This window comes from Microbacterium sp. 22195 (genome assembly GCF_052056515.1).
Classification (GTDB): Bacteria; Actinomycetota; Actinomycetes; order Actinomycetales; family Microbacteriaceae; genus Microbacterium.
Window position 1 is genome coordinate 619,716 of the sequence record NZ_JBQEPE010000001.1, and the last position, 20,635, is coordinate 640,350.

Annotated in this window: 25 protein-coding genes; 11 read left to right on the plus strand and 14 right to left on the minus strand. The window is 67.7% G+C overall.

The genetic code is table 11. The annotated features are described in order from the left end of the window. The 7 genes from ACTJJ4_RS03065 to ACTJJ4_RS03095 are packed head-to-tail and all read left to right on the plus strand — an operon-like array spanning position 1 to position 5,653. Positions 1-507 (plus strand): hypothetical protein, encoded by a 507-nt coding sequence (locus ACTJJ4_RS03065; protein ID WP_440941961.1) that lies wholly within the window; start codon positions 1-3, stop codon positions 505-507. Next, positions 507-1,685, plus strand: coding sequence for a hypothetical protein (locus tag ACTJJ4_RS03070; protein ID WP_440941962.1), 1,179 nt, complete (start codon positions 507-509; stop codon positions 1,683-1,685). The genes ACTJJ4_RS03065 and ACTJJ4_RS03070 overlap by 1 nt, the downstream gene beginning before the upstream one ends. Continuing rightward, the gene (locus tag ACTJJ4_RS03075; RefSeq protein ID WP_440941963.1) at positions 1,685-2,050 is read left to right on the plus strand and encodes a hypothetical protein; all 366 of its coding nucleotides are present in this window, start codon (positions 1,685-1,687) and stop codon (positions 2,048-2,050) included. Before ACTJJ4_RS03070 ends, ACTJJ4_RS03075 begins: the two co-directional genes overlap by 1 nt. Further along, on the plus strand, positions 2,047-4,431 hold the full coding sequence (locus ACTJJ4_RS03080; protein ID WP_440941964.1) for a hypothetical protein: 2,385 nt from the start codon (positions 2,047-2,049) through the stop codon (positions 4,429-4,431). The genes ACTJJ4_RS03075 and ACTJJ4_RS03080 overlap by 4 nt, the downstream gene beginning before the upstream one ends. 12 nt (positions 4,432-4,443) lie before the next feature. Then, positions 4,444-4,632 (plus strand): hypothetical protein, encoded by a 189-nt coding sequence (locus ACTJJ4_RS03085; protein ID WP_440941965.1) that lies wholly within the window; start codon positions 4,444-4,446, stop codon positions 4,630-4,632. Further along, entirely contained in the window at positions 4,629-5,396 is a 768-nt protein-coding gene (locus ACTJJ4_RS03090; RefSeq protein WP_440941966.1) for a fibronectin type III domain-containing protein, read from the plus strand. The genes ACTJJ4_RS03085 and ACTJJ4_RS03090 overlap by 4 nt, the downstream gene beginning before the upstream one ends. Next, positions 5,393-5,653, plus strand: coding sequence for a hypothetical protein (locus tag ACTJJ4_RS03095; protein WP_440941967.1), 261 nt, complete (start codon positions 5,393-5,395; stop codon positions 5,651-5,653). Before ACTJJ4_RS03090 ends, ACTJJ4_RS03095 begins: the two co-directional genes overlap by 4 nt. A gap of 15 nt (positions 5,654-5,668) precedes the next feature. Here the strand turns inward: ACTJJ4_RS03095 and ACTJJ4_RS03100 are convergent, their stop codons facing one another. From ACTJJ4_RS03100 to ACTJJ4_RS03135, 8 genes are all read right to left on the minus strand, one after another. Beyond that, positions 5,669-6,415, minus strand: coding sequence for a DNA-processing protein DprA (locus tag ACTJJ4_RS03100; protein WP_440941968.1), 747 nt, complete (start codon positions 6,413-6,415; stop codon positions 5,669-5,671). Further along, the gene (locus ACTJJ4_RS03105) at positions 6,412-7,941 is read right to left on the minus strand and encodes a YifB family Mg chelatase-like AAA ATPase (protein ID WP_440941969.1); all 1,530 of its coding nucleotides are present in this window, start codon (positions 7,939-7,941) and stop codon (positions 6,412-6,414) included. Before ACTJJ4_RS03105 ends, ACTJJ4_RS03100 begins: the two co-directional genes overlap by 4 nt. Then, on the minus strand, positions 7,938-8,300 hold the full coding sequence (locus ACTJJ4_RS03110; RefSeq protein ID WP_440941970.1) for a YraN family protein: 363 nt from the start codon (positions 8,298-8,300) through the stop codon (positions 7,938-7,940). Before ACTJJ4_RS03110 ends, ACTJJ4_RS03105 begins: the two co-directional genes overlap by 4 nt. 97 nt (positions 8,301-8,397) lie before the next feature. Then, positions 8,398-8,724, minus strand: coding sequence for a DUF2469 family protein (locus tag ACTJJ4_RS03115; RefSeq protein WP_285632578.1), 327 nt, complete (start codon positions 8,722-8,724; stop codon positions 8,398-8,400). A 29-nt stretch (positions 8,725-8,753) separates the two neighbouring features. Continuing rightward, positions 8,754-9,419: a ribonuclease HII gene (locus tag ACTJJ4_RS03120; protein WP_440941971.1), complete on the minus strand. Its 666-nt coding sequence runs from the start codon at positions 9,417-9,419 to the stop codon at positions 8,754-8,756. After that, complete coding sequence (gene lepB, locus ACTJJ4_RS03125) at positions 9,416-10,150, minus strand: signal peptidase I (RefSeq protein WP_440941972.1); 735 nt, start codon at positions 10,148-10,150, stop codon at positions 9,416-9,418. The genes ACTJJ4_RS03120 and lepB overlap by 4 nt, the downstream gene beginning before the upstream one ends. Positions 10,151-10,270: 120 nt before the next feature. Beyond that, entirely contained in the window at positions 10,271-10,618 is a 348-nt protein-coding gene (gene rplS / locus ACTJJ4_RS03130) for a 50S ribosomal protein L19 (protein WP_285632587.1), read from the minus strand. 170 nt (positions 10,619-10,788) lie between these two features. Further along, complete coding sequence (locus ACTJJ4_RS03135) at positions 10,789-11,277, minus strand: MFS transporter permease (protein ID WP_440941973.1); 489 nt, start codon at positions 11,275-11,277, stop codon at positions 10,789-10,791. A 104-nt stretch (positions 11,278-11,381) separates the two neighbouring features. On the opposite strand from ACTJJ4_RS03135, the gene map reads away from it, so the two are divergent. Continuing rightward, positions 11,382-12,164 carry a type I methionyl aminopeptidase gene (gene map / locus ACTJJ4_RS03140; RefSeq protein ID WP_440941974.1) on the plus strand — a complete coding sequence of 261 codons (783 nt, stop codon included), beginning with the start codon at positions 11,382-11,384 and terminating at the stop codon, positions 12,162-12,164. Between the two features lie 3 nt (positions 12,165-12,167). Here map and ACTJJ4_RS03145 read toward each other — a convergent pair whose 3' ends face one another. The 5 genes from ACTJJ4_RS03145 to rpsP are packed head-to-tail and all read right to left on the minus strand — an operon-like array spanning position 12,168 to position 14,871. Continuing rightward, positions 12,168-12,905, minus strand: a complete 738-nt coding sequence (locus ACTJJ4_RS03145; protein WP_440941975.1) for a class I SAM-dependent methyltransferase — start codon at positions 12,903-12,905, stop codon at positions 12,168-12,170. A gap of 23 nt (positions 12,906-12,928) precedes the next feature. Beyond that, entirely contained in the window at positions 12,929-13,615 is a 687-nt protein-coding gene (trmD, locus tag ACTJJ4_RS03150) for a tRNA (guanosine(37)-N1)-methyltransferase TrmD (RefSeq protein ID WP_440941976.1), read from the minus strand. 7 nt (positions 13,616-13,622) lie between these two features. Continuing rightward, positions 13,623-14,207: a ribosome maturation factor RimM gene (rimM, locus tag ACTJJ4_RS03155; protein ID WP_292703430.1), complete on the minus strand. Its 585-nt coding sequence runs from the start codon at positions 14,205-14,207 to the stop codon at positions 13,623-13,625. A gap of 1 nt (position 14,208) precedes the next feature. Then, positions 14,209-14,439, minus strand: coding sequence for an RNA-binding protein (locus ACTJJ4_RS03160; RefSeq protein ID WP_071644715.1), 231 nt, complete (start codon positions 14,437-14,439; stop codon positions 14,209-14,211). A 6-nt stretch (positions 14,440-14,445) separates the two neighbouring features. Then, positions 14,446-14,871 carry a 30S ribosomal protein S16 gene (gene rpsP, locus ACTJJ4_RS03165; RefSeq protein WP_440941977.1) on the minus strand — a complete coding sequence of 142 codons (426 nt, stop codon included), beginning with the start codon at positions 14,869-14,871 and terminating at the stop codon, positions 14,446-14,448. Between the two features lie 207 nt (positions 14,872-15,078). On the opposite strand from rpsP, the gene ACTJJ4_RS03170 reads away from it, so the two are divergent. Continuing rightward, on the plus strand, positions 15,079-16,227 hold the full coding sequence (locus ACTJJ4_RS03170) for a glutamate--cysteine ligase (RefSeq protein WP_440941978.1): 1,149 nt from the start codon (positions 15,079-15,081) through the stop codon (positions 16,225-16,227). Positions 16,228-16,247: 20 nt separating this feature from the next. On the opposite strand, the gene ACTJJ4_RS03175 is transcribed toward ACTJJ4_RS03170, so the two are convergent. Then, positions 16,248-17,219 carry a sugar-binding transcriptional regulator gene (locus ACTJJ4_RS03175; protein WP_440941979.1) on the minus strand — a complete coding sequence of 324 codons (972 nt, stop codon included), beginning with the start codon at positions 17,217-17,219 and terminating at the stop codon, positions 16,248-16,250. Positions 17,220-17,315: 96 nt separating this feature from the next. Between ACTJJ4_RS03175 and ACTJJ4_RS03180 the strand changes: the two genes are divergently transcribed. Together ACTJJ4_RS03180 and glpK are read left to right on the plus strand one after the other, a co-directional pair. Further along, entirely contained in the window at positions 17,316-19,028 is a 1,713-nt protein-coding gene (locus ACTJJ4_RS03180) for an FAD-dependent oxidoreductase (protein WP_440941980.1), read from the plus strand. A gap of 50 nt (positions 19,029-19,078) precedes the next feature. Next, entirely contained in the window at positions 19,079-20,593 is a 1,515-nt protein-coding gene (glpK, locus tag ACTJJ4_RS03185; protein WP_440941981.1) for a glycerol kinase GlpK, read from the plus strand. The last annotated feature ends 42 nt before the right edge of the window (positions 20,594-20,635 follow it).

The following is a 20,635-nucleotide window of genomic DNA, read 5'->3' on the forward strand; positions in this document are numbered from 1 at the left end:
GTGCGGATCGATGTATTCAAGTCGCCGGAGATGATGGCGACCATTCTCGCGATCCGTTCACTCGACAAGACCTTGCAGAAGCAAATCCGCGTGCACTCGAAGGAACTCGCAACACCGGAGTTCAAGAAGGAACTATCCGAGCGGGCGAACACCCGACTAGAGCACGCGGTGATCGTGAACACTGCGACCGTCTCCGTCTCGAATCAGAACATGCGCCTACAGAGCGCGGCTAAGGGTCGCGCTCTGTCAGGCGGTCTGAACCCGAAGACGGATTACGCGGCAGTTGAGTTCGGTCGTGAGCGGAAGCCGATCACCTACGACCGGCGCAACCCGAAGAAGGGCGGCACGCACAAGGTCACCCGAACCCCGACGCAGATCAAGAGGCCGAACCGTAACGGGTACGTGTTCTATCCCGCCGTCCGGAAGTTCATCCCGAGAGCCGCATCGCTCTACATCCAAACCACCGTGAAGACCATCGCCGAAGCCTTGAAGGGAGTGCAGGAGTAATGGCACTCAGCGTAGACATCAACGCGAACACCCGACAGGCGCAGAGCCAGGTGAAAGACCTGTCGAAGGAACTCGACAAGTACGCCGACAGCCTCGATGACATGGCGCGTGACGCCGATCAGGCGGGCGAGAAGGTCGAACGATCCTTCCGCGAGATGCAGAGGGCCGCGGAGAAGCTGGACGATTCGGTATCCGACGTTCGCGACTCGGGCGGTCGCAGTCTGCATGCCCTTGGTGAGACCGGCGAAGAGGTCTCGGGCGAGCTGAAGCAGAACCTTGGAGAGACGTTCTCATCCTTCCGCGGTGACCTCGAAGACATTCCGCAGATTGCACAGGATGTGCTTGGTGGTCTCGCCGGTTCGGTGTCCGGGCTCGGTGGTGCGTTCGCTCTGGCTGGTGGTGCGGCTGGTGTCGGTCTGCTCATCAACGCCTTTACCGAACTGCAGAAGAAGGAAGAGGAACACCAACAGCGCATTGCGGATTGGACCTCCGCATACATCGACGGACTCTCGCAACAGCGTGACGCGCTCGCATCGTTCGCATCTATTGAGGCGATCTACACCGACCCCGAGAAGTACAAGAAGGCGGAGACGAACGCGAAGAACTGGGGCACGACGATAGAAACCGCTGTCGCCGCCATGGCCGGTGACAAGACCGCGCTCATCGTCGTAAACGACAACCTCACCAAGTCTGAAGAAGAAGCGGCAAAGGGTGCCGTGAAATTCGCTGACGGTGGAGAAGCGCTCGCGGATCAGTTGGTTGGTGCCAGTGCCGCCGCCCGTGACGGACGCACGGCCTACAACGAACTAACCGGCGAAATGGCCGAGGGTGCCGCCCGTGCTCAGCAGTACTCCGACACCCTGCTAGGTGTCGTGCGCGGTGCATCCTCCGCGGCGAAGGAAGTAGACGAACTAGGAAACACCGTCTACGAACTCCCGGACGGTCAGCGCATCATGATCGACGCCGAGACCGGGAAGGCTACCGCGGACCTGTCGAAATTCAAGGGCGACGCTGACGGCGTAATTAACCACCTGAACGGGCGAAACATCACGCTCGACGTTGACGCCTCACTGACCGAAGCCCTTCGCAAGGTGAATCAGTTCATCACGTCCAGCAACGGCAAGTCCTTCACTCTGCGCGGTCGCGTGAAGGTCGATTCAGGAGGGTCGTGGGACTAATGGCGAACACCATCACAACCGGTATTTACACGATCACCCCGACACTGATCGACGGCTACGAAGCCGAGCGCATCGGCGGCACGATCGTGCACCCGATCCTTGGGCGCGTCAACCCCGACGTGACCTTGCGTCCTGCCACTCTGCGTACGGGCACCCTGCGTCTCCTGTTCATCGGAGAGGCCGAGGCGAAGACCGCACTCGACATTCTCAGCACGGGCGCAGTCTTCCGGTTCAACTCGGATGAGCGAGACGTGAGCATGAGCTTCGTCGTGCCTGAGGGCGAGCGCATCAGCTACCGCCTGAACGATGAGGCCCGCGACGGGTGGCACCTGGACGTGCCGTACGCGGAGGTCAGCGCACTATGACCATCTCAACGCACACCTACACCGCAACCCTTCTCGGACCCCCTGACAAGCCGCTGAGCATCAAGGGCGGTCGCGTCTCCCTGGACGTTGCGCGCTTCCCTCACGTTGAGGCCTCGCTGACAGTCCCGGTGACGGATGCCGCGATCCTCGCGGACCTCGATCCGCGCGAACCTGCCCGCATCCGCATCGATGCCGTGGCGACCTCCGGTGAGACTCCGGTGTATTCAGCGTGGACTGAGGCTCGCCGTAACCGCGCACGCAACCCCCGCGGTACGGCATCCGGCTATTACGAGGAGTACCAGACCCGTTATAGCTGGCCGCGCACAACCATGTCCGGCACGACCGCGCCCTTCACAGGCGGTCCGACGACAGGCCTTCGCCTTACCTGCCCGAGCGCACAGACCGGTGCAGGGCGCGGCTTCGATATTGGAGGCAACGCGGATATCGCCACCCCCGGAACAACCGGCGCTTGGCTCAACTACCCGGTCACGCCGGGTGTCAAGGTCACCGTCTCTGGTTGGGCGCGCTCTAACCGCACGGTTGCGGGGACAAGCATGATGATCCGCACACACAACGGTGCGGGCGCGTGGATTGGCGCTCAGTCTTTCAGCGCGGCACGTACGATGCCCGGAGGCGTCTGGACGTTCTTTACGCACACGATCACGCCCGCAACTGGTGCAACTCACCTTGTGGCACGTATCACACTCGGTTCAATCGCTTGGGCCGCTAATGACGTGGTTGATCAGACAGCGGTTTATATCGGAGCACCCGGAGACTACTTCGACGGACTGACCGACCCTAACGGCACTCTGTCCCGCACGCGCTGGACGGGCACGGCGAACGCGTCGGCGTCGGTCAGCGAGACGCGCGCGATCACCGGCTACACCCCGAACCCGCTCAGTAGCCGATCCTTCGACTTGTCTCTTCGTGCTGCTCGCCCGAACCGTGCAACCGGTGACATCGAGCTTCGCCTTTCTTCCGATGAGGCGGTACTTCAGGACTTCGGCCCCGACGTGGACGACGACGGCGCACGCGATCATGAGGACTCCGTGCGTGCCGTCACTGCGTACGTGCTCGACAAGATCGGCGCGACCCTCGAACCCGGCACCGACGACGCCGACGTAACGGCCCGGTGGAGCGCTCAGAATATGTTGCTCAACCCTGAGGCGTGGTCTGCCGGAGCCGCCTATACGGGTGCCGGAAGTACCACCATCGATTGGAACACCACCGCCGGGCAAGGTGTCGGCGGCACGACCGGTTTCGTCAACGGTACATCGACCTCCGCTAACACGTGCTTTATTCAGATTCCTCAGTCCGTGAGCGTCCGCAAGGGACAGATGTTCACGCTGTCCGGTTACGCGCACCGGAGGAACGGTGAGCCAGCCCTCAATGGACGACTCCGCGTCTACGAGATAGACGCGGGCGGTGCGATTATCCGACAGATCGAGTCCGCACCAAAGACAATCCCCGAGGCCGGAACTGTCGTGCCGGGAGTCGGGTATAACTTCGAGCGCTTCTCGCTGACCTTCACCATCGAGAACCCGAACGCCACGAAGATTTGGACCTACTTCAGGTATGACACGGACGCCGCCAACCGCAAGGTTGGGCTTGATTCGCTGATGCTCACCGAGGGTCCGCTTTTGCTGGACTACTTCTCAGGATCATCGACACCTGCGGGATACGTGACGAACTGGACCGGTCAGAACGGGCCTGTCGCGGACAACAGCGTGAGCGAGCGCAAGCCGGTAGACGGCATCGAGCGCTTGCCTGACGTGTTCACGTGGCGGGCCGGTATGGGCGGTGTGGACTTCCTGTCTCCGATTCTTCAGAGCAAGGGTTTCCGTCTGGTCTGTGACGGTGAGCGCAAGTGGACCCTGCGCCGCGATGAGTACCGCACCCCCGGAATGCTCACGCTCGCGTACGGGGTGAACATCATCGGGGCGGACGAAGAGGTGTCTCGCGAGTCGGAGGACTGGTTCGACGCCGCCGTATATACATACCGCTGGACGACCGCAGACGGCACGACTCGAAGCCAAGACGACGTGTATGCACCCGCGGGTTACACGAAGATGATCCGCCGCGAAATCGACCGTCCGTATCCCGGCCCGGGCCGTGCGGAGTACGCCGTGAAGCGTGCGCTGAACAAGGGCCGCACGCTGACCGTGGAGACCGTCTCCGACTGGACCGCGAGCACGGATCAGGACTTGCTTGTGCGACTCGACGGCACCCCCACACAGCTAGGTACGACCGACCGTGTGGAGTTCGACCTCAACACCGACCGCATGCGCGTGTCCTCGCGTACCGCCGACGTGCCGGAAGGCGCGATCAACCTACTTCCGTCCACCATCGACGCCCTTCCGGGCACCATCAACGCACTGTAAGGAGTACCCAACATGGCCGCAGGCGACGACGCAATCGCAAAGGGCTTCCCGATCGTTACGGGGTCCGAAGCCGCGAACACCATTGACACCGAGATCAACATCACGCGCGACCTCCTCGCGTTGCTGATCCGCGTGTCAGACACCCAGCCGACGGACAACCTCATCCCCGGCGTGACGCTGTGGGCGAGACCGATCCCATGACCGACCGCATATCTTCTAGTCAGGTCTCGCCTTACGTCACCTTCTACCTTGAAGCTGACGTTTACTCGCGCGACCTGAACGCAGGCACGACCCGTCTCGTGTGCCGTCTGCGTGCCTCGAAGGGGACCGGTTCGTACTACAGCGGGTCCGGTTCGCAGACAGGATCAGTCGATGGAGTCGGCACCTTCGGCTCACACTCCGCATCCCCGTTCCTGCCGTCCGGCTCGACCGGATGGAATGACGGTCCGTTTTACATCGATATCCCCATGGGCGGTGCGCTCCGTACGGTGACCCTGCGTCAGGCACTCCGGTACGGAAACGTCAACTCGGACGGCACCGCGGCCTTCTCGATCGCGTGGACACCGGGTGCGCCTATCGGTCTCGGTGTGGATCAGATCGGCCCCACGTCGGCGCGCTACCGATTCTCGGGAACCACGGACAACGGGTCCGCTATCACCGGGTGGCAGGCGCAGTGCGCAACGAACACGGCATTTACGACCGACGTACAAACCGTCGCCTCGAACGGCACGACAACCTTCACCGGCCTTCGCCCGGGTGCGACCTACTACTTCCGCTCGCGCGGCTCGAACGGTATCGGGTGGGGTGCGTGGTCATCTGTGCAGAGCGCCACGACGCTATCCGGATTCCGCATCTGGAACGGCACCGCGTGGGTCAACTCGGAGCTCCGAGCTTGGGACGGCGAGAAGTGGACGCTGTGCGAGTTGTACGCCCACGACGGCGAGAAGTGGACGGCGTGCGGATGAACCCTGAGTCACAGAGTATCGACCTGACAAGTATCGCCGTGGCCCTGGGCCGCATTGAGGTAGAAGTGAAGAGCATCCGGAGCATGGATGAGAGGCTACGCAAGGTAGAGACGGATATAACCGAACTGAAGGCACAGCAACGCCCGCGGGCACCCTGGTACACGATCGTCGCAGGCATCGGCGGCATCCTGGTCATCGGCCTAAACGGCTTCCTCATGCTCCAACTTCTCGCGAAGGTTGCCGCGGTCGCACCCTAACCAATCCGACTTGCGCTAGTTGTGCAGGAACCTCCACTTGGTGGGTGCGCCGCCGCAGGGAACCTCGCTGACGACCGCTCCGCCGCGCCGGATGCGATCGAAGAGCTGCTGATGGCCGATGGGATAGGCCCGGTCGACTCCTCCGGCGAGGAACGCGATCGTGGTGCCGCCGACGCCCAGTGCCGCGCGATGCGACGCGCCGTCGATGCCGTACGCCCCACCCGAGACGACCTCGACGCCGGAACCCGCCAGATCCCCCGCCAGCTCACCGGCCACCGCCTCTCCGTAGGGCGTCGCCGCCCGGGCCCCCACCATCGCCACGGCGGGCTGCGCCGTCAGCGCGCCGATGTCTCCGCGCACCCACAGCAGCAGCGGCGCGTGCGGTCCCAGATCGTCGAGTCCGCTGGGCCATTCGGCATCTCCGGGAAGGAGGAGGCGACCGCCGACCTCGGCGCAGGAGGTGAGCGCGTCCAGGACCGCCTGAGAACGAGCTCGCGGGCGCCACCGCGCCTGCGCCTCCGCGAACTCCCGCGATTCCAGCACGCCCGGTGTCAGCATCCGGTCCTGACTCAACGCGCGATCGAGCGCATCCGATGCCCCATGCGCCGCCACCAGTGCACCGGCCGCTCCGTCGCCCGGCTCGACGAGAACCGACCACGCCGCGCGCGCGAGGACCTCGTGAGGATCCGCATCCGGCCGCAGCCGCTCGGCGGCGGGCAGCAGCCTCGCATCGTCCAGCATCCGATTCGTCATCGTCCTCATGCCAGCAAACCCTTCTTCAGGAACAGAGCCCGTCCCAGTTCGTCGATGCCCGGCGTCGTCGCACCGGCGAGGTCCGCGATGGTCCACGCGACGCGGAGCACCCGGTCGTACGCGCGGAGCGTGACCGTTCCGCGCTCCAGTGCACGATCCAGTGGTGCGCGCACCTTCGCGGGCAGGCGCAGCGCCCCGACCCGCAGCCGCTCCCCCGGCACCTCGCCGTTCACGCGCCAGGGAGTGCCGCGAAGCCGTTCGACGGCAGCGTCCCTCGCGGCCACCACCCTGGCGCGCGCCAGAGCCGAGGTGAGCTCCGACGCCTCTCCGGAAGTCGCCCGCGAGGCGGCGACGCGCGCCACCTGAAGATCAATGTCGATGCGATCGCGGAGCGGCCCGGAGAGCCTCCCCGCATAGCGCCGGATCGCCATGGGCGGGCAGGTGCACTCCGCGCCGCGGACCCCGTAGTTGCCGCACGGGCAGGGGTTCATCGCCAGCACCAGCTGGAACCGCGCGGGATAGCTCGCGGTGAAGCCGGCGCGGTGCACCTCGATGCGGCCGGACTCCAGCGGCTGTCGCAGCGCGTCCAGGGCGACCCGCTGGAACTCGGGCGTCTCGTCCAGGAACAGCACGCCGCGGTGAGCGCGGACGATGGCGCCGGGCCGTGCGACGCGCGTGCCCCCGCCCACGAGCGCCGCTGGGGACGCGCTGTGGTGCGGCGCCACGAACGGGACGACGGGATCGAGGTGCGTGATCGGCTCCCCCGCCAGCGAACGGATCGCCGCGACCTCCAGCGCCTCCTCCTCCCGCAGCAGAGGCAGGATGCCGGGCAGCCGCCGGGCGAGCATGGTCTTTCCCGCGCCCGGAGGCCCGCTGAGCATGAGGTGATGCCCGCCGGCGGCGGCGGTGACGAGCGCGTCGACCGCCTCGTCCTGCCCGATCACGTCGGCGAGGTCCAGACGATCCGCATGGGCCGGCGCGGACACCGGCATCTCGACCGCGTCGACCTCCGGCACCTCGACCTCGGCTCCGTGCATCGCCGCCACCTCGGCCAGGGATGCCGCCGCCCGCACCTCGATGTCCGGGACGAGTGCCGCCTCGGCGGCGTTCGCATGCGGCACGACGACGCGACCGAAGCCCGCGCGCGCCGCGGCGTACACCGAGGGCAGCACTCCGGGCACCGGGCGCAGCCTGCCGTCCAGGCCCAGCTCGCCGATGTGCACGGTGGAGCGGATCGCCTCGGCGGGAAGCGCACCGCCGGCGGCCGCGGTGGCGACCGCGATGCTGAGGTCGAAGCCCGAACCGTGCTTCGGCAGGCTGGCGGGTGACAGGTTCACGGTGAGCCGGCGTCGCGGCACGTCGAGTCCGGCATTGCTCGAGGCATTGCGAACCCGCTGCACCGCCTCACCGAGCGCCTTGTCCGGCAGCCCGATGATCCGGAACTCGGGCGTCTGCGCGGTGAAGTCGGCCTCGACCTCGACCATGTGCCCGTCCACGCCCGTCAGGGCGACCGCCCAGGTTCGCGCCGTGCTCACAGGATGTCCACGAGGTGCTCGAGCCGGGCGGTCGAGGCATCCGCTCCGACCAGGCCGATGGCCTCCAGGCGGATCTCACGACGTCGTGCGGCATCCGGATGCGCTGCGGCCCAGGCGAACGCCAGCCGCCACAGCCGTCGCCGCTTGCGCTCGTCGATCGCGTCGAACGGATGCCCGTAGAGCTCGGATCGGCGAGTCTTCACCTCGACGATGCACAGCCGATCGTCGCGGAACGCGACGATGTCGATCTCACCCTGCTCGCACCGCCAGTTGCGGTCGAGGATGGCGTATCCGCGCGAACGGAGATGCTGCGTCGCGCGCTCTTCGCCCGCGCGCCCGAGTTCGTCTTTCGCTCCCATGACGACAGCCTGACGGGGCGCGCCGACGACGAACCCGCCGGATCACGGCGTCTGTGAAGAGCCCGTCCGCTTCAGCGGAATGTGGAAACCAGTGGGCTCACTTGCCGTCGAGCGAGAGCTCGTCGGGCAGCTCGAACTCGCGGCGCTGCAGCTCCTCGACGTTGACGTCCTTGAACGTCAGCACCCGCACGGCCTTCACGAAGCGGTCGGCGCGGTAGATGTCCCACACCCACACGTCGGTCATCGAGATCTCGAAGTAGAAGTCGTTCTCGGTGTCCCGACGCACGACGTTCACCTCGTTGGCGAGGTAGAAGCGCCGCTCGGTCTCGACGACGTACTGGAACTGCGCGACGACGTCACGGTACTCGCGGAACAGCGCGAGCTCGAGCTCGCGGTCGTAGTCGTCGAAGGCATCCTCATCCATGATGCTTCCATCCTAGGAGAGAGTGCGCGCTAGAAGAGCGTCGGGGCGTCGGCGATCGCCCACGACGACCTGTGCAGCGGTGACAGACCCTGATCCCGGATCGCCGCGCGGTGCTCGGGGCTCGCGTAGCCCTTGTTGCGGTCCCACTGGTAGGCGGGATGCTCCGGGTGCAGATCCGTCATCAGCGCGTCCCGGGCGACCTTCGCGATCACGGATGCCGCCGAGACGGACGCGCAGTCGCGATCGCCCTTCACGATGGTGCGCACGGTCAGCCGCGCCGGGTGCACCCGGGAGACGTAGTCGTGGTTCCCGTCCAGGATCACCAGGGCCCGCTCCAGCGCAGCGCCCTGATCGACGACGCCCTGCACCGCGCGCGATGCGGCCAGCCCCAGGGCGCGCATGATCCCGACCTCGTCGATCTCGGAGGCGCTCGCCCACCCGACGGCGGAGGCCTGCACCCACTCGGCGGCGCGCGATGCCATACCGGGTCGCCGCCTCTCGGTGATCAGCTTGGAGTCGCGCAGGCCCTCGGGAACGCGCCGGCGGGATCCGGCGGCATCCATCACCGCCGCTCCGACCGCGACGGGACCCGCCAGCGCTCCGCGCCCGACCTCGTCGAGCGCGATGATCAGGTCGAACTCCTCATCGCGCAGCAGCCGGCGCTCCAGACGGAGCGTGGGCGCGACGACGGTCACTTCTTCGGCCCCGGGATCGAGCGGAACACCTCATCGTGGGTGTCGATGAGGCCGAAGCGGTCCAGCGGCCACGTCGTCAGGAACGCACGGCCCACGACGTCGCCGAGCGGCACGAACCCGCCACCGGGAAGGTCCTGGTGCGCGCGCGAGTCCTGCGAGCGGTCGCGGTTGTCGCCCATCACCCACAGCGAGTTCGCCGGCACGGTCACGTCGAAGTCGACGTCGGATGCTGCGGTGTCACCACCGGGGAGGTTCAGGTAGGAGAGCTCATCGATCGGCGAGCCGTTGATGGTGATCTGGCCGAGGGCGTTGCAGCACACCACGTGGTCGCCGGGGAGGCCGATGACGCGCTTGACGAGGTGGTCCTGCGCATCGGTGGTCGACAGGCCCACGAAGGTGAGCACCCAGTCCGCCGCCTCGACGAGGAAGGGGCGCGCCGGTGTCTGCGGGGCCGGCGGGAGCCATCCGCCCGGGTCCTTGAACACCACCACGTCGCCGTGGTCGTATCCGCTCCAGCGCGGGGTCAGCTCGTCGACGAGGATCCGGTCGTTGATCAGCAGGGTGCGCTCCATCGACCCGGAGGGGATGTAGAACGAGCGCACCACGAAGGTCTTGACGACGAACGACACCAGCGCCGCGATGATGATGATCACGAGCACGTCGCGAAGGAAGACCCAGGGTCCTCGCCGCCGCGTCGGCTTCTCCGCGGATTCGGCGGCGTCGGATGTCATATGGACTCTCTTCGTCTGATTCGCCGCGCGACGGCGGCATCTACAAGGTTCGCACACGGACGTGCAGACGACAGAACCCCGAGACGGGAGTGTCTCGGGGTTCTGCGGAAGAGCTGCGCGTCAGTTGTCGCGCTTCTCCTTGATCTTCGCCTTCTTGCCGCGCAGGTTGCGCAGGTAGTACAGCTTGGCGCGGCGCACGTCACCGCGGGTGACGACCTCGATGTGGTCGATCACCGGCGAGTGCACCGGGAAGGTGCGCTCCACGCCCACCTGGAAGCTGATCTTGCGAACGGTGAACGTCTCGCGCACACCATCGCCCTGGCGGCCGATGACGACGCCCTGGAAGACCTGGATACGCGAACGCGAACCCTCGGTGATGTTCACGTGCACCTTGACGGTGTCACCGGGGTGGAAGACAGGGATGTCGGAACGGAGCGAAGCCGCGTCGACGGCGTCGAGGATCTGCATGATCGTCTCTCTCTGCACTCGCCACAGGTCGGATGCATGATTCAAAGGAATAAGAACGGGTGTGTGCCGAGCGGCGCGCGAGGCGTCCGCGGGTTCCCCTGAGGCAGAACCGGTTCACGGCACAAACATCTATTCTGCCATGAACCCGAGCCCGCTCAAAACCGGCCGACTCAGTCCTTCGTGCGGCTCTCCTCGATCACGATCACGTCGTGGGCGGCCTGCGATGCCGAGTCGTCGACGCGCGGCGCCGTGCTCCAGCTGACGGTCTCGCGGATGCGGATGCCCGTGCCTCTCGCCTCATTCCACAGCTGCCAGAGCTGCAGCCAGAAGAGCGCGATCGCGGCGAGGATCGCCCCGGTCAGGAGCCACCCGAAGCCGCCGTCAACGAAGAGCCCGACGGCGATGGTGAGTCCGTGCCAGACCGTGAAGCCGGCGACGTCCCACCATGACACCGCCCGCTCGGCTCGCACCGAGGGACGCGAACGGGTGAGCAGGGTGAGGATCAGCTGCCCGACGAAGACCGTCGGCATCGCCATCAGCAGCACCCACAGCAGGCTCCACGCGTTCTGGCCGAAGATCGCCCAGCCCACGAACAGCCACAGCGGCAGGAGGAAGGCCGCCGGCACGAGCCAGCGGAAGAACGCCTCACGCAACCACATGCTCCGATCGTACGCACCCGCCCGCATCCCGCGGCGGGTGTTCGCTGTGAGCTTGCTGCGTCCGCGGATCGGGGAGAATGGAAGCTGACGAGAGGATCCTTCCCATGATCGAACTGCGCACACCTGCCGAGATCGACGAGATGCGCGCCGCCGGCCGCTTCGTCGCGGAGACCCTGGCGACGCTGCGCGCGGAGACGAAGGTGGGCACCAACCTGCTGGCCATCGACCGTCACGCCCACGATCTGATCCGCAAGGCCGGAGCCGAGTCCTGCTACATCGACTACGCCCCCTCGTTCGGCAACGGCCCGTTCGGCAAGGTCATCTGCACGTCCATCAACGACGCCGTGCTGCACGGTCTCCCCCACGACTACACGCTGCGCGACGGGGACCTCGTGTCCCTGGACTTCGCCGTGTCCGTCGACGGCTGGGTGGCGGACTCCGCCGTGTCGTTCGTGGTGGGGACGCCGCGCGACGAGGATCTGCGCCTGATCGACACCACCGAGCGCGCACTGGATGCGGCGATCGCCGCGGCCGTGGTCGGCAACCGGATCGGCGACATCTCGGCCGCGATCGCCGAGGTCTCGCGCGGCGAGGGCTATTCGATCAGCACGGAGTTCGGCGGCCACGGCGTCGGCCGCATCATGCACGGCGATCCGCACGTTCCGAACGACGGGCGCGCGGGCCGTGGCTTCCCGCTCCGCGAGGGCCTGGTCTTCGCGCTGGAGCCGTGGCTTCTCGCCACCACCGATGAACTGCGGACGGATGCCGACGGCTGGACCCTGCGCAGCGCAGACGGCTCGCGCGGCTCGCATTCCGAGCACACCGTCGCGGTGACCAAGGACGGCCCGATCGTCCTCACCGACCGGTCGTTCCTGGGCGTCGACTGACGCTCAGCTCGCGCGGTAGACGTACACGTCGGTGATCTGCGGCAGGTCGAACGCATCGCGCCCGGCGGTCTCAGGATCCTCGTCGAGGATGCGCTCGATCGCGGCGACCATGCTCGCGCGGTCGTCATCGGACGCCGCCAGGAACGAGCTGACGGTCAGCCACCGGGAGATGTAGTCGGCCCGGGTGATCCGCTCCTGCCACGGCACCTGCACGAACCGCGGCTCCTCGAAGCCGGGCAGCGTCGCGGTGACCGAGTCGTCGGCCTTCAGTCCCTCGGACAGGCCGGGATGCGCCACGCGCGTGCAGGCGCGGTCCCAGGCGCACGCCGGGTCCGAGTGGTTCCACAGCAGTCCCAGGGTGCCGCCCGGGACGAGCACGCGACGGATCTCGGCGCACGCCGGCTCCCGATCGAACCAGTGGAACGCCTGCGCGACGGTGACGACGTCGACCGACGAATCGGATGCGGGGATCGATTCCGCGGCTCCGATGTGCGCTTCGACATCAGGCAGCTTGGCGCGCAGCACCGCCAGCATCTGCTCGGACGGCTCCACGGCGATGACGCGGTCGGCCCGCGGCACGAGCAGCATCGTGAACTTGCCGGTGCCCGCTCCCAGGTCCAGCGCTGTTCTCACGCGCGCAGGAAGGACGGCGTCCGCCGCCGCCTCGGGGAAACCGGGGCGGAAACGGTCGTAGTCCTCCCCCGCGTTCAGGAAGGACTTCGCCAGCGTCTGATCGGCCATGCCTCAACGCTAGCGGCCGGCGCTCAGTCCCCGAGAAGGTCGGGGCGGCGAGCCCGGGTGCGCTCGACCTGCTGCTCGCGGCGCCAGGCCGCGATGGCGCCGTGGTTGCCGCTGAGCAGGATCGGCGGCACCTCCCTGTCGCGCCACACCGACGGCTTCGTGTACGAGGCGTACTCGAGCAGACCGTCCTCGTGCGACTCCTCGACGAGGCTCTCCGGGTTGCCGACCACGCCGGGGATGAGCCGGCCGATGGCCTCGACCATCGCCATCACGGCGACCTCTCCCCCGTTGAGCACGTAGTCGCCCAGGCTGATCAGGCGCACTTCGCCCAGCTCGGCGGCGTACTCGAAGACGCGCTCGTCGATGCCCTCGTAGCGGCCGCAGCCGAAGATCAGGTGCTCACGGCTCGCGAGCTCCCGCGCCGTCGCCTGCGTGAAGACCTCGCCGGCGGGCGAGGGGAAGATGATGGTCGGCCTGCCCGCGTCGGGTGCCAAGGCATCCAGCGCCTCGCCCCACGGCTCGGGCTTCATGACCATGCCGGCGCCGCCGCCGTAGGGGGTGTCGTCGACCGTGCGGTGCCGGTCGTGCGTCCACTCGCGCAGATCGTGCACGTTCAGGTCGAGGATGCCCGAGTCCTGCGCCTTCCCGAGCAGGGACAGCGTCAGTCCGTCGAAGTACGACGGGAAGATCGAGACGACGTCGATGCGCATGGCGCCGTCACTCCGATGCGGTCTGGTCCGCAGCATCCGCTTCATCGGCGGCGTCCGCGGCCGACGGCAGCTCCTCGAAGAGCCCGGCAGGCGGGGTGACGATCACTCGACCGGCCGCGATGTCGACGGTCGGCACGATCGCAGAGACGAACGGGACCATGACCTCGGCGGAGTCGGTCTTCACGATCAGCAGGTCCTGCGCGGGCAGGTGCTCGACCCGCAGCACGCGGCCGATGACCTGATCGTCGCGGACCACGTCGAGACCGGCGAGCTGATGCGCGTACCAGGCGTCGTCCTCGACCTCGTCGTCCTCATCCATCCAGAGGATGGCCTTGACGAGGGATTCCGCAGCAGTGCGGTCCTCGACGCCCTCGAGGAAGACCACGGAACTGCCGTTCATGACGCGGTAGTCGCGGATCGTGACCGTCTTGCCGTGCCACGCGGATGCCTCCGGCACCTGCAGCGTGAACTCGGCGCCCGGGACGAAGCGGCGCTCCGGGTTGTCGGTGTAGAGCTCGAGCTTCAACGCGCCCTTGAGACCGTGTGCCTTGAGCAGGCGGCCGACGCGGAGCTGGTTCTTGTCGCCCGCCACGTCAGTCGTCCGCGACGTCGACGCGGACGCGACGTCCGTCGGCGAGGGCGGAGATGAGCGTGCGCAGCGCCTTGGCGGTGCGGCCGCCGCGCCCGATCACGCGACCACGGTCATCCGGGTGCACGTGCACCTCGAGGAGGTCGCCCCGGGGCGACGCGGATGCGGTGATGCGGACATCGTCCGGGTGATCGACGATCCCCTTGACGACGTGTTCGAGCGCGGCGGCGAGCACAGCGGATTACTCTGCGTCGGCGGCGGGAGCCTCAGCGGCCTCCGCGTCAGCGGCGGGAGCCTCGGCGGGCTCGGCCTTCTTCTCGGCCTTGGGCTTGATGACCGACTTCTTCGACGAGTCGGCCTCGAAGGCGCCCTTGGCCTCGGCGACCTGGACGGTGGACTTGGCGTTCTTGTCGCCCTTGAACTTGCCCCAGTCGCCGGTGAGCTTCAGCAGCGCGGTGACCTGCTCGGTCGGCTGCGCGCCGACGGACAGCCAGTACTGCGCACGCTCGGAGTCGACCTCGATGAACGAGGGCTGCTCGGTGGGGTGGTACTTGCCGATCTCCTCGATCACGCGACCGTCGCGCTTGGTGCGCGAGTCGGCGACGACGATGCGGTAGTAGGGGGCGCGGATCTTACCGAAGCGCTTGAGACGGATCTTGACAGCCACGATTCTCCTGAATGGTGTGGAAAGGAAGATGAACGACGCCTGGAGAGTGGGGTGCACAACCCGGCGGAGGCTCTGATGGGGGAACGGATGCTGGATAGAGGGTCGAGCAGCCGTCCGACCCTCTATTCTGCCAGATCCTCCCGCGGACCGCGAAACCGGGCGACACGGCGTGTGCGGTGGGACCGGGCCGCGTGTCAGACTGTGCGCGTGCCGATCGAATTCGCGCCCTCAGCCCGCTCCACGGTCGGTCTGGAATGGGAGATCATGCTCGCCGATCCCGCCACCGGGGACCTGGTCGGGCGCGCGCCGGAACTGCTGGCCCAGCTTGAGGCGCAGAGCGCGACGGAGCGGCATACCGTCACCGGCGAGCTCCTCACCAACACCATCGAGGTCACCAGCGGCGTCGGGGCGACCGTCAGGGATGCCGTGGCCGACATCGCCGCCGCGATCAGTGCGGTGCGGGGCGCGACCGATCCGGCGGGCATCGAGCTGCTCTCGGCGGGCAGTCACCCGTTCGCGCAGTGGTTCAATCAGCGCGTCACCGAGAAGACCCGCTACCACCAGCTCATCGAGCGCACGCAGTGGTGGGGCCGGAACATGATGATCTGGGGCATCCACGTGCACGTCGGCGTGGAGGACCGCAGCAAGGTGCTGCCCATCGTCGGCGCGCTCTCCGCGTTCCTCCCCCACCTGCAGGCGCTGTCGGCGTCGAGCCCCTTCTGGGCGGGCGAGCGCACCGGCTACGCCTCGAACCGCTCGCTGGTGTTCCAGCAGCTCCCGACGGCGGGCCTGCCGTGGCCGGTCCGGACCTGGCAGGATTTCGAGGGCTACCTCGACGACATGATCCGCACCGGAGTGATGCGCGATGTGTCCGAGGTGCGCTGGGACATCCGCCCGGCGCCCCGCTGGGGGACGATCGAGGTGCGCGCCTGCGACGGGATGTCGACCCTCACCGAGCTCGCCTCGGTCGCCGCGCTCACCCAGACCCTGGTCGAGTTCTTCTCGCGGGAGCTCGACGAGGGCAGGGAGCTGCCGACCCTGCAGCCGTGGTTCCACCGCGAGAACAAGTGGCGCACCGCGCGCTACGGCCTGGACGCGCGGGTCATCGTGGACTCCGCGGGCTCCCAGGTGCCCGTCCGCGAGCACCTCTCGGCGGTGCTCGACGATCTTCGACCGATCGCGGACGATCTGTCCTGCGCCCGCGAGCTCGATGGCGTGCGGACGATCCTGCAGAACGGTGCCAGCTACGCTCGCCAGCTCGAGGCGGCGGATGCCGCGGGAGGTGATCTGCACGAGGTCGTGCACCACCTCATCCGGGAGTTCCGTGCGGGTCCCGAGCACTCCGCGGCGGACTGAGCAGGCCGCCGGGCCCGACGTCAGTCGTCCTCGACCAGCAGCCGCGCCAGGGTCTCGTCCAGCACCACGTCGGTGACGATCCCTGCGGCGATCGCCGCGCGGAGCGTGCCGACCTTCGCCGCTCCCGAGACCACGCACACCCGGCGGGGCACGCGTCGCAGCCGGTCCAGCCCCAATCCTGTGGACCGGGCGTTCAGGCGGATGTCCTTCCAGCTGCCGTCCGCCCGGAAGAACACCGTCGCCACGTCGCCGATCGCCTCGTCCTCCCGCAGACTGCGGTAGTCGTCGCGGTTGAGGTAGCCGCCGACGTACACCCTGCTGGGCACCTCGGACTGCGGCGAGCCGAGCCCGAACACGGCGATGTCGGTCTTGGCCTGGAACGCCAGCACGCGGCGCGTGCTGCGCTCCCGCCACATCGCGGCCCTGGTGTCGGGGTCGTCGAAGAACGCCGGCACGGGGAACTGCTCGACCTGCGCGCCGAAGGCGTGGCCGAATCGCTGCAGGATGTCGCTGGAGTACTCCAGCCCGCTGGTCTGGATGTTGCCCGCGCCGTTCAGCTGCACGATGGTCGTGCCGTGGGTCTCCTTCTGCACGAGCGCGCGGCTGACCATGGAGATCGTCGACCCCCAGGCGATGCCCACCACCATGTTCGAGTCGATGAACTGCGAGAGCAGGCGCCCGGCCGTCAGCGCCACGCGCTCCAGTCGCTCCACCTCGTTGACGATCCCCGACATCGGGACGATGTGCGCCGCGATCCGGAACCGCCGGCGCAGCTGCTCCTCGAGCTGTCCGACGCGCTCGAAGGGCGAGTTGATGCGGATGTCGACGAGTCCGGTGTCCCGTGCATGCGCCAGGAGCCTCGACACGGAGGAGCGCGAGGTGCCCAGCTCCGACGCGATCGCGTCCATCGTCATGTCCTGCAGGTAGTAGAGCTTCGCCGCGGTGAGCGCGGCGGTCACCTTGGCATCCTGTCGCCCCTGATCCGCAGCCATCCGAACCACCTCCGCAGTCAGCTTTGCACATTCGTGCAGAACGTTTGCATGATCCTGCCAGAGGTCGGATGCTGGAGGCTGGACGAAGGGGACACCATGGTCGACAAGACGCGAAGCACACGACGGGCGGCGGAGCTGGCATCCGTGCGCGAGGCCGGACGGACCACCGTCCTGATCATCGGCGCCGGCATCAACGGCATCTCGCTGTTCCGCGATCTCGCGCTGCAGGGCGTCGACGCAGTCATCGTGGATCGGGGCGACTTCGCCGGCGGCGCATCGTCGGCATCCAGCCACATGATCCATGGCGGCATCCGCTATCTGGAGAACGGCGAGTTCCGGCTGGTCCGCGAATCCGTGCAGGAGCGCAACGGCCTGCTGCGCATCGCACCGCACTACGTGAAGCCGCTGGAGACCACGATCCCGATCTACTCCACCTTCTCCGGCATCCTGTCGGCGCCGCTCCGCTTCCTCACTCACCGCAGCGGCAAGCCCCAGGAGCGCGGCGCCGTGCTGATCAAGCTCGGCCTGACCATCTACGACACGTTCTCCCGCGACGGCGGTTCCGTGCCGCGGCACCGCTTCCTCGGCCGCACGTCGTCACTGGCGGAACTCCCCCACCTGGATCCGCGGATCAAGTACACCGCCACCTATTACGACGCCTCCATGCACGATCCCGAGCGCCTGGCGCTCGACGTGCTCCAGGACGGCCGGTCGGCGAACCCGCGCTCGCACGCCCTGAACTACGTCGAGGCCGTCGGCCGTGACGGCGACGGCGTGGTGCTGCGGGATCGTGAGAGCGCCGAGGAGTTCACCGTCCGGGCGGACGTGATCGTGAACGCATCCGGCCCGTGGACCGACCTGACCAACGACGCCCTCGGCGACGCGACCCGGTTCATGGGCGGCACCAAGGGCTCGCACATCGTGCTGGATCACCCCGAGCTGCTCGCCGCCACGCAGGGTCGTGAGATCTTCTTCGAGCACTCCGACGGCCGCATCGTGCTGATCTACCCGCTCAAGGATCGCGTGATGGTCGGCACCACCGACATCGACGCCGATCCGAGGGAGCCTGCGCGCTGCACCGAGGAGGAGATCGACTACTTCTTCGACCTCATCCACCATGTCTTCCCCGCGATCGAGGTGGATCGCGAGCAGATCGTCTACCGGTTCGCCGGCATCCGCCCGCTCCCCCGTCACGAGGACACCGCTCCCGGCTTCGTCTCACGCGACTACCGGATCGAGCTCGACGAGAGCGGCCCGACGCCGATGCTCAGCCTGGTCGGCGGCAAGTGGACGACGTTCCGCGCGCTCGGCGAGCACCTCTCGAACCGCGTGCTCGAACTGCTGGGACGGCCCCGCTCGGTGTCGACCGCCGGCCTGCCGATCGGCGGCGGGCACGGCTTCCCTCGCACCACGAGGGCTCGTGCGGCGTGGAAGCAGGCGAATCTGCCCGGAGCCGACGCCGCACGCGGCGATGCGCTGCTGACGCGCTACGGCACCCGCGCGGCCGAGGTCTGGTCGCACATCGAGCAGGAGGACGACCGCCCCCTGGCCGGTGGCGCGCTGTCCGTACGCGAGCTGGAGTGGATGGTCGAGCACGAGCTGGTCGTCCGGCTCGCCGACGTCGTGCTGCGCCGCTCGAACATCGCCTTCGTCGGCGACGTCACGGGTGACCTGCTCGTCGAACTGGCCGACGCGCTGGCGCCGCTGATGGGCTGGGACCAGGGCCGCAGGGATGCCGAGGTCGAGGCGACCGTGCAGCTGCTGAACGACGCGCACGGACTGTCGATCGCCGTCCCGGCGCGCAACTGACCACACTGGTGAGGACGCGGATCGCCGGAGATCCGCTGAAGGAGGGCCGCATGGCCGAGTACGTTCTGTCGATCGATCAGGGCACCACCTCGAGCAGGGCGATCGTCTTCGACCGCGCCGGCCGGGTCGTGGCATCCGGCCAGAAGGAGCACGAGCAGATCCTGCCTCGCGCGGGCTGGGTCGAGCACGATCCTGCCGAGATCTGGCGGAACGTGCAGGAGGTCATCGGCCTCGCCCTCACCCGGGCGCACCTCACCAGGCACGACATCGCCGCGGTCGGCATCACGAATCAGCGCGAGACCGCCGTCGTGTGGGACCGGCACACGGGTGAGCCCGTGTACAACGCGATCGTGTGGCAGGACACCCGCACGCAGGAGATCGTCGACCGGCTCGCGGCCGACGAGGGCATCGACAGGTTCAAACCCGTCGTGGGGCTGCCCCTGGCGACATACTTCTCCGGCACCAAGATCGCCTGGATCCTGGAGAACGTCGACGGCGCCCGCGAGCGGGCGGAGGCCGGCGACCTGCTGTTCGGCACCACCGACTGCTGGGTGCTGTGGAACCTCACCGGAGGGACGGACGGCGGCGTCCACGCCACGGACGTCACGAACGCCTCACGGACGCTCTTCATGGATCTGACCACCCTGGAGTGGCGCGACGACATCCTGGAGGCGTTCGGCGTTCCCCGATCGATGATGCCGGAGATCCGGTCCTCGTCCGAGGTGTACGGACGCGCGGAGAGCCGATCGCTGCTGCGCGAGGCGCCCATCGCCGGCATCCTCGGCGACCAGCAGGCCGCCACGTTCGGTCAGGCCGCGTTCCAGGCCGGCGAGAGCAAGAACACCTACGGGACCGGCTGCTTCCTGATCTTCAACACGGGCGAGAAGATCGTGCACTCGAAGAACGGCCTGCTGACCACCGTCGGCTACAAGCTCGGCGACGCGCCGGCGCACTACGCGCTGGAAGGGTCGATCGCGGTCGCCGGCTCGCTGATCCAATGGCTGCGGGATCAGCTGGGGCTGATCTCGTCCGCGCCCGAGGTGGAGAAGCTCGCCGCGCAGGTGAAGGACAACGGGGGCGTGTACATCGTGCCGGCGTTCTCCGGCCTCTTCACGCCGTACTGGCGCCCGGATGCCCGCGGCGCCATCGTGGGTCTCACCCGCTTCGCGAACCGGAGTCACATCGCGCGGGCGGCGCTCGAGGCCGTCGCATTCCAGACGCGTGACGTGCTCGACGCCGTCAACGCCGACGCCGGTGTCGCGCTGAGCGAGCTGAAGGTGGACGGCGGCATGGTGGCCAACAACGCCCTGATGCAGTTCCAGGCCGACGTGCTGGGCGTGCCGGTGGTCCGACCCGTCGTGGCCGAGACCACGGCGCTCGGCGCCGCGTACGCGGCGGGCCTCGCCGTCGGGTTCTGGAAGGACCTCGACGAGCTGGCCGCGAACTGGCAGAAGGACCGGCGCTGGGAGCCTGCGATGGATGCCGCGGAGCGGGACCGTCAGCTGCGGCTGTGGCGCAAGGCCGTGACCAAGTCCATGGACTGGGTGGACGACGACGTGCGCTGAGCGTCGGGGGGGAGGTGCTCCCCGGGAAACGACCAAGAAGAA

Bases quoted from the DNA above. Each gene is read 5' to 3' on its own strand.
- ACTJJ4_RS03110 (WP_440941970.1), bottom strand. From the start codon at position 8,300: ATGGGAGCGAAAGACGAACTCGGGCGCGCGGGCGAAGAGCGCGCGACG.
- ACTJJ4_RS03080 (WP_440941964.1), top strand. From the start codon at position 2,047: ATGACCATCTCAACGCACACCTACACCGCAACCCTTCTCGGACCCCCT.
- ACTJJ4_RS03180 (WP_440941980.1), top strand. From the start codon at position 17,316: ATGGTCGACAAGACGCGAAGCACACGACGGGCGGCGGAGCTGGCATCC.
- ACTJJ4_RS03100 (WP_440941968.1), bottom strand. From the start codon at position 6,415: ATGAGGACGATGACGAATCGGATGCTGGACGATGCGAGGCTGCTGCCC.
- ACTJJ4_RS03095 (WP_440941967.1), top strand. From the start codon at position 5,393: ATGAACCCTGAGTCACAGAGTATCGACCTGACAAGTATCGCCGTGGCC.
- ACTJJ4_RS03075 (WP_440941963.1), top strand. From the start codon at position 1,685: ATGGCGAACACCATCACAACCGGTATTTACACGATCACCCCGACACTG.
- ACTJJ4_RS03070 (WP_440941962.1), top strand. From the start codon at position 507: ATGGCACTCAGCGTAGACATCAACGCGAACACCCGACAGGCGCAGAGC.
- ACTJJ4_RS03135 (WP_440941973.1), bottom strand. From the start codon at position 11,277: ATGTGGTTGCGTGAGGCGTTCTTCCGCTGGCTCGTGCCGGCGGCCTTC.
- trmD (WP_440941976.1), bottom strand. From the start codon at position 13,615: ATGCGCATCGACGTCGTCTCGATCTTCCCGTCGTACTTCGACGGACTG.
- lepB (WP_440941972.1), bottom strand. From the start codon at position 10,150: ATGACATCCGACGCCGCCGAATCCGCGGAGAAGCCGACGCGGCGGCGA.
- rplS (WP_285632587.1), bottom strand. From the start codon at position 10,618: ATGCAGATCCTCGACGCCGTCGACGCGGCTTCGCTCCGTTCCGACATC.
- map (WP_440941974.1), top strand. From the start codon at position 11,382: ATGATCGAACTGCGCACACCTGCCGAGATCGACGAGATGCGCGCCGCC.
- ACTJJ4_RS03175 (WP_440941979.1), bottom strand. From the start codon at position 17,219: ATGGCTGCGGATCAGGGGCGACAGGATGCCAAGGTGACCGCCGCGCTC.
- ACTJJ4_RS03090 (WP_440941966.1), top strand. From the start codon at position 4,629: ATGACCGACCGCATATCTTCTAGTCAGGTCTCGCCTTACGTCACCTTC.
- ACTJJ4_RS03145 (WP_440941975.1), bottom strand. From the start codon at position 12,905: ATGGCCGATCAGACGCTGGCGAAGTCCTTCCTGAACGCGGGGGAGGAC.
- ACTJJ4_RS03085 (WP_440941965.1), top strand. From the start codon at position 4,444: ATGGCCGCAGGCGACGACGCAATCGCAAAGGGCTTCCCGATCGTTACG.
- glpK (WP_440941981.1), top strand. From the start codon at position 19,079: ATGGCCGAGTACGTTCTGTCGATCGATCAGGGCACCACCTCGAGCAGG.
- ACTJJ4_RS03115 (WP_285632578.1), bottom strand. From the start codon at position 8,724: ATGGATGAGGATGCCTTCGACGACTACGACCGCGAGCTCGAGCTCGCG.